General features: G+C 60.1%; 14 protein-coding genes and 6 pseudogenes. 12 read left to right on the top strand and 8 right to left on the bottom strand.

The window, feature by feature from the left end; all coding sequences use genetic code 11:
* Positions 1-77: 77 nt before the first annotated feature.
* Entirely contained in the window at positions 78-332 is a 255-nt protein-coding gene (locus tag H1204_RS44605; protein ID WP_180735364.1) for a hypothetical protein, read from the bottom strand.
* A 919-nt stretch (positions 333-1,251) separates the two neighbouring features.
* Here H1204_RS44605 and H1204_RS44600 point away from each other — a divergent pair.
* Both H1204_RS44600 and H1204_RS44595 read left to right on the top strand, forming a co-directional pair.
* Entirely contained in the window at positions 1,252-1,587 is a 336-nt protein-coding gene (locus H1204_RS44600; RefSeq protein ID WP_180735363.1) for a hypothetical protein, read from the top strand.
* Between the two features lie 470 nt (positions 1,588-2,057).
* Positions 2,058-2,706 (top strand): annotated as a pseudogene (locus H1204_RS44595) (IS6 family transposase).
* A 55-nt stretch (positions 2,707-2,761) separates the two neighbouring features.
* Here the strand turns inward: H1204_RS44595 and H1204_RS44590 are convergent.
* Both H1204_RS44590 and H1204_RS44585 read right to left on the bottom strand, forming a co-directional pair.
* Positions 2,762-2,917, bottom strand: a pseudogene (locus H1204_RS44590) (IS110 family transposase); the annotation flags it as partial.
* Positions 2,918-3,454: 537 nt separating this feature from the next.
* Positions 3,455-3,873: pseudogene (locus H1204_RS44585) on the bottom strand (hypothetical protein).
* A gap of 712 nt (positions 3,874-4,585) precedes the next feature.
* On the opposite strand from H1204_RS44585, the gene H1204_RS44580 reads away from it, so the two are divergent.
* Both H1204_RS44580 and H1204_RS52165 read left to right on the top strand, forming a co-directional pair.
* Positions 4,586-5,119, top strand: coding sequence for a hypothetical protein (locus H1204_RS44580; protein WP_180736324.1), 534 nt, complete (start codon positions 4,586-4,588; stop codon positions 5,117-5,119).
* A 528-nt stretch (positions 5,120-5,647) separates the two neighbouring features.
* Positions 5,648-5,932 (top strand): annotated as a pseudogene (locus H1204_RS52165) (hypothetical protein); the annotation flags it as partial.
* A 185-nt stretch (positions 5,933-6,117) separates the two neighbouring features.
* Here the strand turns inward: H1204_RS52165 and H1204_RS44570 are convergent.
* On the bottom strand, positions 6,118-6,516 hold the full coding sequence (locus H1204_RS44570; protein WP_180735361.1) for a hypothetical protein: 399 nt from the start codon (positions 6,514-6,516) through the stop codon (positions 6,118-6,120).
* A 329-nt stretch (positions 6,517-6,845) separates the two neighbouring features.
* On the opposite strand from H1204_RS44570, the gene H1204_RS44565 reads away from it, so the two are divergent.
* The 7 genes from H1204_RS44565 to H1204_RS52820 all read left to right on the top strand — a co-directional run bounded on the left by H1204_RS44565 (position 6,846) and on the right by H1204_RS52820 (position 12,445).
* Positions 6,846-7,280 (top strand): NUDIX hydrolase, encoded by a 435-nt coding sequence (locus tag H1204_RS44565; RefSeq protein ID WP_180735360.1) that lies wholly within the window; start codon positions 6,846-6,848, stop codon positions 7,278-7,280.
* A gap of 340 nt (positions 7,281-7,620) precedes the next feature.
* Positions 7,621-7,893, top strand: a complete 273-nt coding sequence (locus H1204_RS44560) for a hypothetical protein (protein ID WP_180735359.1) — start codon at positions 7,621-7,623, stop codon at positions 7,891-7,893.
* 220 nt (positions 7,894-8,113) lie between these two features.
* A complete protein-coding gene (locus tag H1204_RS44555; protein ID WP_180735358.1) occupies positions 8,114-10,210 on the top strand; it encodes a Na/Pi symporter in 2,097 nt (698 codons plus the stop codon).
* A gap of 617 nt (positions 10,211-10,827) precedes the next feature.
* Positions 10,828-11,367, top strand: coding sequence for a 2'-5' RNA ligase family protein (locus H1204_RS44550; protein ID WP_180735357.1), 540 nt, complete (start codon positions 10,828-10,830; stop codon positions 11,365-11,367).
* Between the two features lie 208 nt (positions 11,368-11,575).
* Positions 11,576-11,890: a TIGR01841 family phasin gene (gene phaP / locus H1204_RS44545; protein ID WP_180735356.1), complete on the top strand. Its 315-nt coding sequence runs from the start codon at positions 11,576-11,578 to the stop codon at positions 11,888-11,890.
* Between the two features lie 101 nt (positions 11,891-11,991).
* Entirely contained in the window at positions 11,992-12,201 is a 210-nt protein-coding gene (locus H1204_RS44540; RefSeq protein WP_180735355.1) for a hypothetical protein, read from the top strand.
* Positions 12,202-12,313: 112 nt separating this feature from the next.
* Positions 12,314-12,445, top strand: a complete 132-nt coding sequence (locus tag H1204_RS52820) for a hypothetical protein (RefSeq protein WP_274608270.1) — start codon at positions 12,314-12,316, stop codon at positions 12,443-12,445.
* A gap of 423 nt (positions 12,446-12,868) precedes the next feature.
* Here H1204_RS52820 and H1204_RS44535 read toward each other — a convergent pair whose 3' ends face one another.
* The 4 genes and pseudogenes from H1204_RS44535 to H1204_RS44520 form a co-directional block, all read right to left on the bottom strand.
* Positions 12,869-14,299 (bottom strand): FAD-binding oxidoreductase, encoded by a 1,431-nt coding sequence (locus tag H1204_RS44535; RefSeq protein WP_180735354.1) that lies wholly within the window; start codon positions 14,297-14,299, stop codon positions 12,869-12,871.
* Between the two features lie 4 nt (positions 14,300-14,303).
* Positions 14,304-14,459: pseudogene (locus tag H1204_RS44530) on the bottom strand (transporter substrate-binding domain-containing protein); the annotation flags it as partial.
* Positions 14,460-14,465: 6 nt separating this feature from the next.
* A pseudogene (locus H1204_RS44525) lies at positions 14,466-14,716 on the bottom strand (methionine aminotransferase); the annotation flags it as partial.
* A 1,063-nt stretch (positions 14,717-15,779) separates the two neighbouring features.
* Complete coding sequence (locus tag H1204_RS44520) at positions 15,780-16,250, bottom strand: hypothetical protein (protein WP_243469011.1); 471 nt, start codon at positions 16,248-16,250, stop codon at positions 15,780-15,782.
* A gap of 21 nt (positions 16,251-16,271) precedes the next feature.
* On the opposite strand from H1204_RS44520, the gene H1204_RS44515 reads away from it, so the two are divergent.
* Positions 16,272-17,231, top strand: coding sequence for an IS5 family transposase (locus H1204_RS44515; protein ID WP_180735353.1), 960 nt, complete (start codon positions 16,272-16,274; stop codon positions 17,229-17,231).
* Positions 17,232-17,242 lie beyond the last annotated feature (11 nt).

The raw sequence follows: 17,242 nt of genomic DNA, 5'->3' as shown, positions 1-17,242 counted from the left end.
CGTTGCAGTGGCGTCTCCACCGCTCAGCGCTATGCCGCACGCCTCCGCTTGCATGCAGACGTATCCTCGCAACATCTTCACGACACAGGTCGGATCGGCGCGAACAAATGAACAATACGCATCTGATACTGGGTTAGGGCTCGGTACTGTTCCGTGCTGATTTGATCTCCTGCGAACTTGAAGAAGAACCACATGCGAGACGGATTGCCATTCGAATCGATGTTGTAGACGACGACTGCACCATCCGCATTTTCATGCGTGTGATCGAAGTGCGTTCCGTGAATGCCCTTTCCATCGGGTCCCCCATCGTCGAACACGAGACCGTAAATCACTACGAACTCCTATTGCGACAATGCGGCCTCCAGCCTGGACTGGATGCGGGAAGCGCTGACAGGCGTGAATTCATCGTCCGTGAGGCCAAGCCCGGCGTAACTGAGCGACGCGTTTGCAAACACCCCGTATGCAGACGCGCCAATGACTGCAACTGACCGAGCCTGCCCTCGTCGGCACACAGCATCACAAGCACGTGCACGATCGCGATTTTTTCCTGAATTCCCGGCGACGGTGGGGCGTCGGGCCCCAGCGAATTTTGCAAGATGATTGCGACCTTCGATATCTCAAAAGGGCTCTCCAAATAAGTCCCGCGTCTTGATCGGCTGACGTGCTCCGACCTCGATTGCGTAGCGCTACGCGTGCGCATTCTACGAAAACCAGAATCCGAACGGATCCGCGCTCACACAAGCAAAGGTGGGTCTATCGTTGCGCGACACGCAGTTTCGCGCTCAGGCCCGCTTGGCAAGGCTAAAGCGATGGTTTTGATTTTAAGGAAACTTGCTATCGTCGGGTGGCTCGTTAAGGAAAGTTGTACCACGCCGTACGATTTCAACGAAGGTTGTAACGCAATGAACAGTTGAGGGGCTCGTATCAATCATGGGGAGCAAACTCGACGCCCGTTCGGCCGCCGAGGCAGAGAAATCGGGCACGCGATGGCAAGTCGCGGACTAGGAACAACTTTCCTTGCAATTTAGACACCCATTAGCGGGCTCCGTGTCAAGCGAGCAAGCGACACCCGCGACTGCCGAAGCAGGCGGATTTCCGCCCGCCGGCGTCCGCGAGGCCTGCGACGTGAAGGACATCCTCACACCGTTACACGCCACGTTTTTTCTCATTGCAGCGTCAACCCATGTGGTTAAGCTCGCGTTATAGGAGCAGCGCTGAACTTTTTCAGCCACGACAAAAATGGAGAATCGCATGAAGACGATGTTCGCTGCTCTGGCTTCCGCTTTGCTCGTTTCGACGGCTTTCGCACAAACTGCAGCACCGGCACCCTCGACCGCTGCGCCGACCGCGGCTCAGTCTGGCAAGACTGACCTGAAGGCCAGCGGCGCAACAAAGACGACAGCCGACAAGGCGTCGGCTGAAGGTGGTGTCAAGAAGATTCCGGCCGCGCACGCAAAGGCCAAGGCGCACAAGGTGAGCAAGAAGACTCACGCTGTCAAGGCAGGCGCCGAAAAGTCAAAGACTGACGCTGGCAACGAAGCAAACGCCGGTGCCGCGAAGACCGACGCAACCGTGAAAACGCAATAAGGACCATCGGACGCACAGCGGCTCGATGGTATCGGAATGCCGTACAAGGCGAGTCGAGGACTCGCCTTTTTTCGTTATCGGTTAAGACAACACTTTCCTCTGCCGCCAGCTTTGTCATTGCAAAGGTCGTCGCAGGCTACGACGCGCGCGCGTTCTGCTATTCGTCGGACACTTAGCATAGCAAATAATTCAATTTGATCAGCGGACATTGAAGCCTGCATGGATGCCAACGCAGCCCCCGGCTTTCGCCCGCTGTCGCCTGGAAAGGATCCTGAGCCAGCCGCAGGCCGGGTGCGCGGCGCCCCAGCTCGGTTGCCTCTACCGCCTCGGGACACGGCGTCTGTTGTCCCGCACACCAGCGTACTTTATGTGGTTCTTGATGCAAATGAGAGTGCGGACAGTTTAACCTCGCGGTTTAACGAGTGGACGGCGAGGCATGGGCAAGTAGCAAAGCATCGACGTTCGACGGTCTGCATTTCGATCGCGAGGTCATCGTCTTGTGCGTGCGCTGGTACCTTCGCTACAAGCTCAGCTTCCGCGACCTGGTCGAGATGATGTCCGAGCGCGGGCTGTCGCTGGCGCATACGGCGATCATGCGCTGGGTGAAGCGCCTCACGCCGGAGTTCGTCAAACGCTGGAACCGCTTTGCCACCGCAGCTGGTCAGTCGTGGCGAGTCGACGAAACGTACGTGAAGATCCGAGGCAATTGGGTCTATCTTTACCGTGCTGTTGACCGGGCTGGCAAGACGGTCGATTTCCGGCTCAGCGCCAGGCGCGATGTGGCTGCTGCCAAGGCCTTCTTCGCGAAAGCGATCAAGAGCCAGAGGCTCGCCCCGAAGACGATTACGCTGGATGATGAAGGCCAGCGGCTTGCCGCCCGAGGACACGAAGGTCCGATCCTCGAAGTACTCAAACAACTTGATCGAGCAGGATCATCGCAACATCAAGTCCAGGATCAACGCGATGCTGGGCCTCAAATGTTTCAGGAGCGACGCAGTTACGATTTCCGGCATCGAACTGATGCATCGCATTCGCAAAGGTCAGTTCGACCTCACCAAACTGCCTCTCAGAGATACCGCTGCGCCCGTTGTCTGGAATGCCGTTCTTTCTGCATCTTGATGCAACCCCTCAACGAGCCGCAATTCCTCTCTACCTTTTATCTGCACCACAGCCCTTCCATCCCGATCAGGAACCGCGCGTGGTTTGCGAAGTGCTCAAGGAACTTCGCTCGCCTGATCGGCTTGTTCACAATCTCGCCGGGTTCCTGATCGACGTAATGCACCTGGAACACATGTTTGGCGATATCCACACCCACTGCCGTACAATTCATCACTGGATCCTCCGGTTGCCTTGGAAAATTTCGTATTTTCCACGTGGGCACATCGATGCCGTTGGCCCGCGAGGATCCACTGCCTGGCCTTTCCTCCTACTCGGTCGCGGGGTGGGACGCGTTCATTTCATTCCCTTCTCAGATGGTTTGCCGAGGACCAGCCATCCTGGCATATCGCTATGCCACGAGATCGGGAAAGTCCTTCTTTCTAAACGAATACCCCTGCCCGAGCGCGATCTGCAGCTGCCTGGGACTGAGATCTTCGAAACGCACTGGGATGCACTCGCACGTCCCAGTGCAGGTCTTTCAGCTTGCAACGAACGTGCGCGACGCTCGCTACATTTTCATGTGCATGCGTCCGTAGTCAAGGATCCCGAAACAGGCTGGCTTGGCCTACCGGCCTTCCACCGATTATCCAGAGCGCTTCCATTTGGATCGACCGCTGCCTAACCCGTTCGCGTCCACCATCCCCGAACGACCTCACGCCATCGGGGAACGGTGAATCGTGGTGTATCAAGGCCCCGTGACGCAAGCCGGTCAGGGCGTGACGACCAACGAAGCATGCAAGCCCATCGAATAATGGCCGGGTCGGTTGCAGATCACTACGTAGCGGCCGGGGCCAACTTGAGCGTCATGTGCTTGCCCTTGCCGGGGGCCATGTCCTCGACCTCTCCCATTTTCTTGAACTGGCTCTCTGGCACCTGTCCGTTTTTAACTGGCAACTTGTCGGCGGCCAGGTCCGTTTTGAGGACCACGAATTCGTGTGTCATACCAGTGTCGGGTGCGTTGCTGACCTCAAACGTGACTGACCCGGCCTTCACCTGACTCGTATCAAGCTGGATCGTGTTGGTTTTGAGCAGCGTGGCTTTTATCGTCTCCCCTGCGTAACCAGGGCTGCAAACGAGGCCGAGTGCGGTCACACCAAGAAAGATCGCGGCGCGTGGACTGGGGATCATGATGTTTTCCTCTAGAAATCGCCGCGAGCATCGTGCGTGTGGCTGACCGCGCTACGTATGATGTCAGGGCGGGGCGTAGCAGTGCCAAGGTCCGGACGAAGCGCCATGACGCGACCGTACTGCCGATCGTCATCAACAGGCGCTGCTCAGACCGCGGTCCAGGTTGTAGTCGTCGCGCGGCGCGGTGAATTTCAGGCGCGGATCGTTTCGAGCGCGGATCGTTCAGGTGACCTGCTTACTACGGTAGTAAAACGTTCAGCCCACCCGGGTTATTCCAGTGTTCTGAAGATAGTGCGACAGCGACAGCGTTTAACCTTCGCGAATATAAGCGGTCTGAACTATGCCGCGCAGCGGCGAGGTCGGCAACACTCACTACGATCCGGCTTCCCTGCACGTTTTTGTGAACGTGCAATGCTGAAGGCATCCGACCGAAAATGCGGCCGCAATCGATAGGTTCGGTCGCACAAATTGATCGGCGCGCACGGAAACGCGATGGCCCGATCACGCCCCCCTTGACACGGCCCACGTCATAAGTCCGGCGCTGGAATAAGCCGGCGTGCTCCATCGTTTACTCAGCGGGCAACCACGTCCCGGGCGGCAAGCCTCCACGGCTGTCAGACCCGCGGCGTGAATTTGCGCGAGCACACCGATGTGCTGGGTGACGCCGGTCACACGACGTCGAAAACGTCGGGGCCTCATGTGGCCATACATCATGGACAAGCTGCTTCGTTTCGGGACACTGATCGTCTGTCTCGGCTTCGCTGCGCCTGCACTCGCGCAAACCTATGACGAGCAACCGGTGCCAGCCGACAGCACGAATTGCCGCGCAGTTGTCGAACAGGCAGAAATCGACGGCACGATGCAGCAGATCGTCGGACGTTCGTGCCTGCAAAGTGACGGGACCTGGCAGATCGTGCAAAGCCCGGATGGTAGCGTGCTGTGGTACCCGCCTGCGGCCTATCCATATCCCGACCTGTGGTGGTGGGGCCCGCCGCTTTTCATCGGCGCCGGCGTGAGCTTGATCTTTGTCGATCGTTTTCATCACTTTCACCACTTCGGTCATTTCCATCAGATGGATCGTGGCCATTTTGGTGCCCCGATCGGAGCGGGCTTTCACCGCGGCCCGTTCCCCGGCGGCGGTATGCGTGGCTTCGGTGGTATGAGGGGATTCGGCGGCATGCATGGGTCCGGCGGAATGCATGGATTCGGTGGCATGAACGGGTCCGGCGGAATGCATCGGCACTAGCCCAGCTTTTCCTTTGCGCGCCTCTCGCAATGCTCACATGTGTTCGTCCAACGTGACCGCTCAGGAACGCGTTACGCAAGCCGTTCCGCGGCAGTAGGGCAGCCGGTCGCCGTTAGCCGGCAAGGACGTCTGCTTGACGCTGTCGGCAAACACATCCATTGAGGAGTTTGTCGTGAAAAGCCTGGAGAGTTTCGTCACGCTGGCGGTGCTGACCGCCGCCTGCGCATCCGGGTCGGCAGACGCCGGGCGCGTCCGGGTCTTTGTCGGCGTGGGCGCCCTTTCTTCTATCCGGTCGCTCCGCTCCCGTACGACTACCCACCCATCGTCGCCGTGCCGGCCTATCCGGTGAACTACGTCGAACAAGGGCAGCCGTCGGCCGGCCCGGGCCAGTACAGCGGTGCCTGGGGTACTACTGCGATGCGTCCAGGGCCTATTACCCCTACGTGAGGCAGTGCCCCGACGGGTGGCGTGAGGTGGCTCCGCAGCCCGCATCTTCCCGTTGACGATCAACTAGCTGTTCAACCCGCCATGAAGTACTCAAGACTTGCCCTGCTTGCCTCGCTGGCTTCTGCCAGCACATGCTCCCTTCTGCCGACCGCGCCTAGCGTGATGGCGTTGCCCGGCAGCGGAAAGACGTTTGACCAGTTCCGTGCAGACGACGCGTCGTGCCGGCAATTTGCGCTCAACCAGGTGGGCGGAGTATCGGCGAACCAGGCGGCAACCGCGAGCGCGGTTGCTAGCGCCGCCATTGGAACGGGACTCGGCGCGGCTGCGGGTGCGGCGTTCAATGGAGGTTCCGGCGCGGCCGTGGGCAACTTGAGCGCGAAGCCCTGGATGATTGAGAACCGCACAGCACCGGCAGGGGCACGAAGACTCAACGATCGCCGGCGTGATATGGGACAACCGGTTGAGCTGGATCGGGTCGGGCCTCGCACACTCGCAGGGTGCCAACTGTCTGGACTTGGAACGTGTCTCGTCCGGAATCAGGCACGCCAGCGTTACATTCGACAGGTGCGCTCTTTTGCGGCTCCTTGCGCGCGTTCGCGGAAGGACAGCAATACCGCGGATATAGGTAGTTCGCCCGGTGACTGCCTCACGGGCGTCACTGAGCGTTCTGCAAGGTCCTGACCGAAAAGGTCGTCCACGATCGTACGCGCTGCGTTGTACCCGCCATTCAGGGCGTCGGCCTCGCTATCGAACGGGTGGCCGCCTGCTTCACCCAGCCTGAGAGGCGACAATCGGGGCACCGCGCTACCTGCCTCGCAAATCCGGACGACCGCGACATAGCCCGGATGCGCCGATACGCGTTTTGTCGGGCCGCTGCAGAAACCCGATTCGACTGCGACCTGCAGCGTGAACCCGTTGTATTCGTACGTCCGTGTCATGGCGTGCTCCATTTACTTGCACTGCTTGCAGGCTCGCATGCCTGACATGGCTTTCGGCCGCGTGTAGACCTCGTGAAATCCGCTTGCAGTCATGCGTGAGAGCGCATACCTATTGCAATCAAAATTCCGATAGTCATGCTGTCTGGGGCCCAAAAACAGATAATTGTGACATTTTTGTGACGACAGGGTGCGCGAATTGCTCATCGAAACTCGGTTGCAAGTCACGCCTGGCGGATCGACGCCTGCTGCGAATGTCTTCATAAGCTTTGAATTTTTGATCAGGCAGCTTCCTCGCCCGAGTCGTCATAAAATCGGCGCCTCGCTAACAGGTCAGACTGCGCATGAAAGACAGGGCAACGGTGCTGTGTATCCGTGATGGGCGGATCCTGCTGGTCGCGAGGGCGCGCTCACGGTGGGCGCTACCCGGTGGCAGGATCAGGCGCGACGAGGCGCCTGTTGATGCCGCCCGGCGCGAGCTTGAAGAAGAGACGGGACTTGTTGCCACGGAGCTGACCCACCTCGTCCAGTTTGGTGGTCTGGGCACGCTGCACCATGTCTTTCTGGCTGGCGTGCCGGCCGACGCGGTCGCACAGCCGGGCAACGAGATTGCGCGATGCCGGTGGTTTGTGCCGTCGAAGATCGCCACACTTTCGGCGAGCGTTCCCACCCGCGGCATCGTCGAACTGCTGGTTCCGCATGGACGGCTTCAGATGGCTGCGCCATCTGACCAGACAGCGACGCCAGCCGGCGAAGGCATGACCATGGCGGCGAAATAAAAATCCGGCGTGCGTCCAGGCGACACCGCGCCTTCGCCGGGTCATGTCTTAAGCTTCACATGTCCGCAACGCCCTCCGTCCCTGGCGTGCAACGGGCGATTGGCAACGTCGAACCGGTGTGATGGTTGATGAAGGTTGCCACGCGCAGCATCGGACTGGCACTGACAGAGACGTTGAGAAAAAGAGACGTTGAGAAGAACGATCTGCGCAGGCGTATGCTGCAGTTGGGAGACAGGCTGTTTGCCTGCAGTTCCCCATGTCGCGTCGGGAGTGTCGATTCGCCGCGCGAAAATGCCTTCGGCAAATCGCGCCAGGAGCCGACGATCTCCGGAGGTGTCATATGAAGCGCATCTACGATTACCTCGGGTTCGAAGTTGAGGTCAGCGTCGAGGCGCATCCCGGTCCGGCCGATACCGGTCAATTACATTGCGGACATGGGTACGTGGCCATCGTAACGATCACAAAGGCGGGCCAGCCCGTTTCATGTTTCGCGCCGTTGCGGCTTGGAGAAGCGGATGGCCGCCCGTTCCGGAACAAGCCAGACGCCCTGATGGGCGGCTTTTCGGCTGGACGTTGCCTGATCGACGATCTGGGAAACCCCGACCGCAGCTAGCATTGCGCCTCCACGTCACCGATCTGCTTCGCGTGAGTGATTCGCACTTCCGATATGCTGACAGACTGGCTGTGCGTTTGCGCACCAATGCCCCTGAAATTTTTCCCGACAATGGCGTGTGTTCATCCCGGGTGCCTGCGGCACTCATGAACATGGAGAGCGGCGACAGGCCGGAGCGTGTCAGGACCCGGCAATAAGACGGCACAACAGGAGCGCGGGCATGCCGACGACATTCACGCTGATCGATCTGGCGGGTTCCATCGCGCTTCTGCTGCTGGGCACGCAGATGGTCCAGACGGGCATGCAGCGGGCATTCGGCGCGGGGCTTCAGTCGCTTCTCACGCGTTCGCTGCGCGATCGGGGGCACGCCTTCGTTGCTGGTATGGGCGCGACGGCCCTATCGCAAAGCGGTACGGCAACCGGCTCGATGACAGCCGGTCTTGCTGCAGCGGGGCACGTTGAGCTTGTTCCGGCGCTCGCCGTCATGCTCGGCGCGAACGTCGGCGCGACACTGATTGTGCAGGTGCTGTCGTTCGATGTTGCGGCGGTCTCGCCGGCGCTGATACTCGTCGGCGTGCTGATGTTTCGCAGGACATCGAACACGCGGGCTCATGATCTGGGGCGCGCCTTCATCGGTCTTGGCCTGATGCTGCTCGCGATGCATGAACTGCTCGATCTGATGACCGACTACGAAGACGCGCCCAGCCTGCGCATGCTGCTGGGTGCCGCATCGACCATACCGCTGGTGGATGTGCTGCTTGCTGCGAGCCTCAGCTGGGCTGCGGATTCAAACGTGGCTGCGGTGTTGCTGGTCGCCTCTCTCTGCGCAAAGAACGTCGTGCCGCCTGATACCGCATTCGCTCTGGTGCTGGGTGCGAATCTGGGCACCGCGATCAAACCGGTGCTCGAATGGACCATTCCCGACGATCCGGCATCGAGGCGACTTCCAGTGGGCAACCTTCTCATCCTGGCGACCGGCGTCACCCTCGTGCTTGCTGCACTCGGACCGATCGGACAGTTCATGGTCACCATGGAGCCCGACAACGGGCGTGTGGTAGCGGACTTCCACACACTGTTCAATATGATCCTGGCCGGGCTGTTCCTGCCACTGCTCACTCCGTACGGGAACCTGCTTGGTCAGTTGATGCCGGCGCTCATCAAGGTCGCTGACCCGTCAGAATCGTTTCATGACGATCAGGCGGCTATGCCAGTTCCGCAGAAGGCACACGATCGGGCCATGCGTTTGGCATTGCGCCTCAAGGCCGATCCAGGCGAACTGTTGATCGCGGGCCGTCAGCGTCTGCGGGGACGCGCCCCTGTTCCCGGCAGAGTCGCCCATCGGCGCGACGACATTCCGGATCGGGGCGACTCTAACGGAAGGGACCTGCTGCCGTCGCGCGACGCAATCCGGCATGAAGAGGATGAACGGCGAGCCGATGCTCAACCGGGACCTTCAATTCGTGACGGGGATACCCCGGGTAACCGGGTCTATATTCGCGCATGCGGACAGCATCTGCTTGAAAGCACAACGGACGACGGTGTGCTCCTGCGGTACGAGGCAACCCGATCGATCTGGCTGACACTGCAGGACCTTCGGATCGTGCGACGGGTGGAACCCACAGGAGAACAGAGGCAATCGGTCCTGACGACCTACATACAGGGAACCGCGCATCTGGACGACGGATATCTGTGCGTGATTGGAGAACCCTGGACCAGGAAGCACGCCGTCAGCGTCACGTTTGCGGCGCGGGAACTCAATGACGGCGATCATCGTGGCCTTCGCGAATGGCAGGATGCATTGGGCATCACGTTTTCTGACATCCCGCTCGGTACGGCCAGACTTGGCTACAACGCTGCTGATCATGAGATGCAGGAGCCCGGCCAGTGGTGGGCGTCGTTCCACGTACCGGCAGGCAGCATGCAGGGTCTCATCGAGGGCATTGACGCTGCGCGGCTCACGGACGTCAAACTTGCGCTGTCCCTGAAGAATCTTTATTCGCTCACGCCGGAAGCCGCAGATGTGCATGGTGACGCGTGCGTGTTTCTAAGGCCAGACAGTGTCAACGCAACCGGTTTGCCCGAAGTCGCGACAGGCTATGTGACCCACATGGCATTTGAGCTGGCCGGAATGAGGCTTTGCGCTCCTGAGGCAGTGCGTTCATGTGACGATGATGCACCGCTTGGGCGCGGTGGCATTCAGGAAGCCGGTGCGGTTGGCGCGCTTGATGAGAAAGTGGGAAGGCTGGTCATTCTGGTGAAATGGCTGGCCGCACTCGTCGTCGTGCTGCTTATCGTTGTTGCATTCGCCAGGCATTGAACGGCTGCGACCACCGGGCGCTACAGTCGCAGCAGCTATCCTGAATCCGGACAACGACCAGTCGGTCGTGAGACGGCATAGATTTCTCTGCTGCGGATTCGAATCATTCTTGTATCCGCGAATCCATGGCCACTTGAGGCAAGAACTGACGCCGCCTACCCTGAAAGAGGATTGCCTGGTCGTGGGCCTTCATGAAGCGCAGGCAGCGAGCAACCACTGTGTCACGGGGTACGGCAATGAAAATGTCTCACAGATCGCGGTCCCATTCGGCAGGGCCGGTTTGGGGGCTGATTCTGGGCCTGTTCCTTATATTGGCCGGGATCGCCTCCTGGATCTATGCGAAGTCATCGCAACCCGGTAGTCGCCTTGATGAATCGCTTGCGATGGCCGCAATGCTCATCGGCGCTTTTCTGGCTGTTTATGCCGGACGCGAAATCAGGCACAGACATCGATAACTGCACGGCCGCGTCGGAAAAACTTCTGTGCGTTCCGGGCCGGGTTTGTGCAATACGCGGGAGCGGAAGCGTTTCAGTTCTGTCCATACGGCACCGAGGCGCGGTGTCAGTTCAATGGCGGCGGGATGGCGATACCGATTCGCCAGTTGCGAGGGTTCCCATATGTCCATATCGGCGTTTGTCGTCAAGGTGCCCGCAGCCGAACGATTAGTAGGTGAGCTGCGCATGCGCTTTGATGCCAGCTGCAAGCTGGGCGCCCCCGCGCATATCACGGTGTTGTTCCCCTTCATGTCGGCCGCTGACATTACACCCGCAGTCATCGATCAAGCGCAAGTCGCGCTAGGCAAGGTGCCGTCGTTCAGCTTTTCGTTAGGGGCTATCGGACGGTTCATGGGGCAGCTCCAATTTCCGTCGACCCTCTTTCTCTCACCGGATCCTCCAGAACCATTCGTTGCGTTGACAACGGCGCTGGTCAGGAGCTTCCCGATGCTTCGCCCATACAAGGGTGCACACGACGACGTTGTTCCACACCTCACCGTAGCGCACGGCGATGCGTCGGACGTACATGCTGTCGCAGTCGAATTGAAGCAACGGCTTCGCACATCGCCACTGATCCAGTCAGCGTGCGACACGGTGACCCTGCTCGGGAATGCGTCGGGCCGATGGGAGGAAATGCATGTCTTCGGTCTTTCGCGGGCATAGAAAAAGAGTTCGACCGATCGCGCCAGGGTATTCACCTATGAAGAAGTACTCTGAATGCCAGTTTCACAAAGTTAGAATGTTTGTTCTAAATGACCAAAACAGTCTTTGCACGGTCAGGTTCAAGGTCGTCGGCCACAGCCCGATAAAGCACCGATCTCTTGCCTGACAATGGTCAGGCGCTTGTCGGAAGCAACGAAGGAGAGAACGCATGAGCGCATTTACGCCCGAGCATTTGATCGAGCGAAACAGGGCGAACGTCGCCACCCTGTTCACCCTGACAGATCGGGGGTTCGACGGCTTCCGCCGGCTGGTTGAACTGAACCTGGCCACAGCCAGGGCGGCGGGCGCGGAGAGCGCGAAACTGTCCCTGGAAATGCTGTCCAGCTCGACACCCGAGGAACTGTTCACGCGACACACAAGCCGGGTTCAGTCGGTGTCAGAGCAGGCACTGTCGTACGCAGGTCATTTCTGTGACATCGTGCGCGATACCCACTCGAAATGGGTTGAGGCAGCACAAGCGTAATACCAGGCGAAGGATCGATACAATTCGAAATCCTGAATTGATGGTCGACAGGTGAAGGCGCTGTCGTAACCCTTGTCGCTTCGCTTGCCCAGGAGGCAACCGTGTTGAGCCCGCACGAATTCACAACACTGATGGTAGTCAGGGATGCACCGGATCAGGTCGAAACGGACCGTCTCGAGCTTCGCACCTTGCTTGACCTGCGACTGGTCACGCTTGAACCCCTTGCGGCAGGCCGGCAATCCCCGCGCATCACGCCGGACGGCAAGGCGATCCTGGAAGCCGTTGCCCGCATGGGTTATCTGCAACGATGATCCGCCGTCTGCCGGGGTAACGGCGTGTAGGCCCTGCGCCAAGGCGGCACCGTTTTTTGCACGAAAGCTGATCAATCAACGTCTCGAACCCTCTGCGACGAAGGAGGCAAAAATGAGTGCGTCATGGATCGGTATCGTGATCGGCACTTTTGCGCTGGTCATTGCAGCGATCGGAGTGACTGGACACTATCGACGCGAACACCGTCGCGAGCAGTTACTCAGGAGTCTCGACCATCACGACTAGTGTCATTGGATCCGCGCCCGCAGGTAGTCGTGGCCTGGGCGGAATGCGGCAGCGGATGTCGGGATAAGGAGGACCTTTAGCCGACTCACCGACACCGATGCATGAATTTCGGCAATGACCGATGAAGCACCGGTCACATTTCGAATGAACGGTCGCTACCTGGGGCGGAGCCGACGCCTGAATGTCCGAGAGACGGTGCCAGCGAACGACTCTTCCGGGCCGACCGTACGCGTTCGGCTAGGTTTGCCGTAAGCCGGCATTCGGAAGAATACGCCAAGACGAGCGGCAGCTTTGTGGCACAGCGTCGCAGCAGGTGATACGGCCACTCGCGGCCGTTCGACCAGACATGCTATCGGACATTTGAAGGACCGCATCGCCCAGATACCCGCCTTTGCGGCTCAATTTCCGAGGTGCTGCGCGGCGTCACAGAACTTTGCCGGGATTCAGGATATGCTTGGGATCGAGCGCGGCCTTGAGCCGGCGCATCAAGGTTATTTCGGCATCGCTGCGCGTGCAGGAGAGGTAGGGCCGTTTCAGCACGCCGATTCCATGCTCCGCCGAAATCGATCCGCCCATTTCTTGCACTACAGCGTAGACGGTTCGATCGAGTTCGTCCGCCAGCGTGTTGCTCAGTTCGACGAGCGATACGCCGATATGCACGTTGCCGTCGCCGATATGGCCAAAGAAAAGGCTTACGATCCCCGGCCAACGCGTCTGTAGCGCCGCCTCACAGCGTTCGGCGAATGTGCCGAGCTCGCCGGTCGGCAGGCTCACATCAAAATTGACGAGATTCGGCAGCGCGTCAATCGCGAGGCCTTCGCGAAGCAGCCACATGTCCCGCGCTTGCCGCTGCGACATCGCTAGTGCTGCATCGTCGATGAGCCCCGCTTCAAAGCTGTCCGCAAGACAGGCCTCAAGCGTCTCTGTCGCATCGCAGCCCGGTGCGCTCGTCGCGCACTCGATCAGCACTGCGAAACCCTCCTCGCCGGCGAACGGCGCGAGGACATCAGGCGTGTGGCTGCCGACATACCTGTAAAACGATGGCCACATGGCCTCGAAGCTGACGACCTCCGGCACCGCACGCATCCGCTCCCAGAGCCGGACCACCGTGGCGTAATCCGCGACACGGCACATCGCGGTGGCAGGCGCGGCGAGTTTCGGACGAAGCCGCAGCACGGCGCGCGTGATGATGCCAAGCGTGCCCTCGCTACCGATGAACAATTGCTTCAGGTCGTAACCCGTATTGTTTTTCAGCATCCGGCTCATGGACGACACAACGGTCCCGTCTGCAAGCACAGCCTCAAGCCCAAGCACCTGCTCGCGCATCATCCCGAAGCGGATTGCGCGTGTGCCGCCTGCATTCGTTGCGATTGCGCCGCCGATCTGGCATGACCCGCGCGCACCAAGATCGACGCCGAACGTGAAGCCGGCCGCTTCTGCTGCCTCCTGAACCGTCTGCAGCGGCGTGCCAGCGCGCACCGTAATCGTGCCAGCCGACACGTCGATCGATTCGATGCCCGTGAAGCGTTCCATTGACAGCACGATCTCGCCGTCGAGCGCGACCGCGCCGCGCGCAAGCCCCGTCAGTCCGCCCTGAGGCACGACTGGCTGGCCGAGTCTCATGCATAGCGCGAGCGTACGCGACACGTCGTCGACGCTGCGTGGCCGCACGAGCGCGCGCGGCCGCGGGCCGGGCGCCTCGTTGTACGCGGTGAAGTAGCGCGGGTCGATATCGGCCGACCGCGTGACGATGTCCGCGCCGAGCTCGGAGATGAGCTCGTCGTCGATCATGCACTCGTCCGTTGCCGCGGGATCCGGTTCGCCGCGCGCGGCCGTCATATCGTGAGTGGGCATTTCGTTACTCCGCGGAGATATTCGTGTTGCCGAAATACTTCTGGCCGAGCGACTTCACGGTGCCGTCAGTCTTCAGCTCGCCGATCGCTGCGTTCAGATTCGCCTTCAACGCGTCGTCGCCCTTGCGAAGGCCGAACGCGATGCCTTCGCCGAGGATCTTGTGGGTCCCGTGGAGATGTCCCGTCTTTTCGGCGAGCGTGTTGCGCAGCGACGCGACGCCCGCCATCGGCGCATACTGGTTGTGCCCCCGCGCAGCGCTTGCGCGACGCTTTCGACAAGCGCCGTGTCGGGCGCGAAATTTGGAGTCCCTTGAGACAGGTTCAGCGCCTCGTGCTCGGCAGCGATCTGTCCGATCACGGTGAAGATTGTGGTTCCGACGTCGGGCAACTTCGAACAGGGTGCGGTGGCGCTTCGCATGGATCTCCTTCTGGGTAGCGTATGAATGACGCGCTTGCGCTAATCAGGCAATCTATTCGCAGTGACTATCGGACGCCAATCGATCTTTTTTCATGAAGAGCATGAGCGAAATGAATACCAGTCGTGCAGGCCGACGACAGCACGTCGGGCGGCCGCCGAGGAACTTCTACAGCTTGTGCTGGAGCAGCATTGCCCCACTGCTCCGGGACGTGCTCAAGGACGTCTTCCCGCGTCTCGAATGAGCATGCGGGGTCACGAACCACGGAGACGGCTTCCATGTCAAGTGGCTGATCGCAAAGCGGGTGTGCTTGCAGCGGCACTTCCCCGTTTCGGCGCTCGAACTCGACCGGTCGTTAATTGTGACCCCGTCGACCATGATGTCGAGATTCATCTTCTTTCCTGAATCTCGAAGGGGACGTTGAATTCACGGCGGGCAGTGTCCCACATGCCAACCTCCAACCAACCTATGTCGTTGATTGAACGGCCGTTGTACTTTGGAAGCTGTCACCGCAGTCGTGCCGGGTCGTATGTCGGTAACGGGTCGTCTGCTGGCCGCGCAACGGGAACCAAGCCGTCGTTCGAACATTTCGCGGGGCCGACGTCAGCGACCACAGCAGCCGTTGACCGATGCTTGTGCTAACGGCCGGTTTGGCCGAAGTCTTGGCAGTAATGCTTCCACCCACAACGACTTAAGATCGGCCAAACCCGTCGTTGGCACAAGCATCGGCCAACGGCTGCTGTGGTCAGCATTGCTGACGTCGGCCACGCGACAAGTTCGAACGGCGGCTTGGCTCCCGTTGGGAGGTCAGCAGACGACCCAAAGGAGCCGGTCAAACAGCATTTTCGATCGGCGGCTGTAGAGCAAATATGAGCCGTTCGATCCCCAGGCGCGCGCGAACCCCCAGGGCCTGATCCGGGCAGCTTAAGCAGCATCCTGTTCACGGCGACGGGCGATCGAGGGATGGAGGAAAGCGGTGCGTTCCGTGGAGTTTCTTACTTGCGCACAGGCATCTCGCTCATAGCGGGCATAGCCCTTCTGGCGCCCATCGCAGAGCGTCGTCCTTCAGATCTGGTTGAGCCCGACGCGGGATAGCAGTTCGGAGAATCTGGGATCGAAGCGAGCGCTGTCGAAGGTAGGTTCTGTCCTGAGCTCAATGAAGTCAGGACTGTGCTCATCGTAGGCTTTTTCCAGCCAGCCGAAGGTCTGCTCTTTGTCCCCGAGCGAACCAAACACTTTCGCCATGTTGTAGGGGTGGACGTAGTGCTTTTCGGATTCCGTCTCCAGCGCATCCACGATCTGCTGCATGGCCGCTCTCATGTCGGCGGCAGCGTAGGTCTGGGCCAGCCCCGTCAGCGCCTCTGTGCTCCTCCCGGAAAGCGTTACAGCCTTCTGCATCTCCTCGATTGCGTCATGGAACAACTTCTGTTGCTGGTAGGCGTTGTTGCATAAATCGGTGTACCGCGCGCCGATCTGACGTTTACGCGCAACGGTAGTGACGGCACCCCTGTTAACTTCGGGGTGAACTGCGTACATTCTCGATTTTTGCCCGGGAAGATGCGCAAAGACGATCGCAAGAGGCAGGAGCCCAAAGGGGTTTATCGAGTCAGGAACTGGGCTGAGTACAACGCGGGCTTGATCGCGAGAGGCGATGTGACCATGTGGATTGACGAAAGCGTCCTGACGCACGTGCCCGGGAAGGGTTCGTCCAGACGTGGCCGGCCATGCGTTTATGCTGACGCAGTGATTCAGATGCTGCTCGGGTTGAAACAGGTGTTTCGCCTGCCGCTGCGGGCGCTTCAGGGTTTCGCGCAAAGTCTGCGCGCACTTGGCTTCGCCGGGCTGCCGGTACCGAACTACACGACACTGAGCCGTCGCGCGCAGGAGTTGAAGGTCGCGTTGCCCGCGATCCGCAACGGCGAGCCGCTGCATCTGCTTGTCGACAGCACAGGGGTGAAGCTTTACGGTGAAGGCGAATGGAAGGTGCGCAAGCACGGCTATGCGAAGCGTCGCACGTGGCGCAAGGTACATCTCGCGCTGGATGCGAAGACCGGCCAGGTATGCGCTGCGTTGATGACGCATCAGGACGTCGCCGATGCCGAGGTCTTGCCTGGGCTGCTCGATCAGATCCCTACGGACGACGCGATCGATACCATCGGTGGAGACGGCGCATACGACACGAAGCAATGCCACGTGGCGATTGCCGCGCGCGATGCACAACCGGCGATCCCACCGCGCGAAGGGGCAATGCCCTGGCCGGGGAACACGCCCGGCGCCGCCTGGCGCAACGAGGCCATCGGTGCCATTGCGCGAGACGGCCGAAGGGAATGGAAGAAGCGCAGCGGCTATCACCAGCGCTCGCTGGTCGAGAACCTGATGTACCGGCTCAAGACGCTCACCGGCAATTGTCTGTGGGCGCGCACGATCGGCTCCCAGGCGACCGAAGTGGCGGTTCGCGTCGGCGTGCTCAACCGCATGACGGCGCTCGCACGTCCGCAATCCGCTCGCATTGCCTGAATTCAAGATCA

Origin of the sequence: Paraburkholderia sp. PGU19, from assembly GCF_013426915.1 — a bacterium.
In the GTDB taxonomy this organism is placed as follows: domain Bacteria; phylum Pseudomonadota; class Gammaproteobacteria; order Burkholderiales; family Burkholderiaceae; genus Paraburkholderia.
Note: the sequence above shows the minus strand (reverse complement) of the source record. Positions and strands in the feature narration are given on the sequence as shown.

Coding starts and splice junctions, on each gene's coding strand:
- H1204_RS44600 (WP_180735363.1), top strand. CDS start 1,252: ATGAAGACGATGTTCGCTGCTCTGGCTTCCGCTTTGCTCGTTTCGACG.
- H1204_RS44580 (WP_180736324.1), top strand. CDS start 4,586: ATGGACAAGCTGCTTCGTTTCGGGACACTGATCGTCTGTCTCGGCTTC.
- H1204_RS44570 (WP_180735361.1), bottom strand. CDS start 6,516: ATGGAGCACGCCATGACACGGACGTACGAATACAACGGGTTCACGCTG.
- H1204_RS44565 (WP_180735360.1), top strand. CDS start 6,846: ATGAAAGACAGGGCAACGGTGCTGTGTATCCGTGATGGGCGGATCCTG.
- H1204_RS44560 (WP_180735359.1), top strand. CDS start 7,621: ATGAAGCGCATCTACGATTACCTCGGGTTCGAAGTTGAGGTCAGCGTC.
- H1204_RS44555 (WP_180735358.1), top strand. CDS start 8,114: ATGCCGACGACATTCACGCTGATCGATCTGGCGGGTTCCATCGCGCTT.
- H1204_RS44550 (WP_180735357.1), top strand. CDS start 10,828: ATGTCCATATCGGCGTTTGTCGTCAAGGTGCCCGCAGCCGAACGATTA.
- phaP (WP_180735356.1), top strand. CDS start 11,576: ATGAGCGCATTTACGCCCGAGCATTTGATCGAGCGAAACAGGGCGAAC.
- H1204_RS52820 (WP_274608270.1), top strand. CDS start 12,314: ATGAGTGCGTCATGGATCGGTATCGTGATCGGCACTTTTGCGCTGGTC.
- H1204_RS44535 (WP_180735354.1), bottom strand. CDS start 14,299: ATGCCCACTCACGATATGACGGCCGCGCGCGGCGAACCGGATCCCGCG.
- H1204_RS44520 (WP_243469011.1), bottom strand. CDS start 16,250: ATGTACGCAGTTCACCCCGAAGTTAACAGGGGTGCCGTCACTACCGTT.
- H1204_RS44515 (WP_180735353.1), top strand. CDS start 16,272: ATGCGCAAAGACGATCGCAAGAGGCAGGAGCCCAAAGGGGTTTATCGA.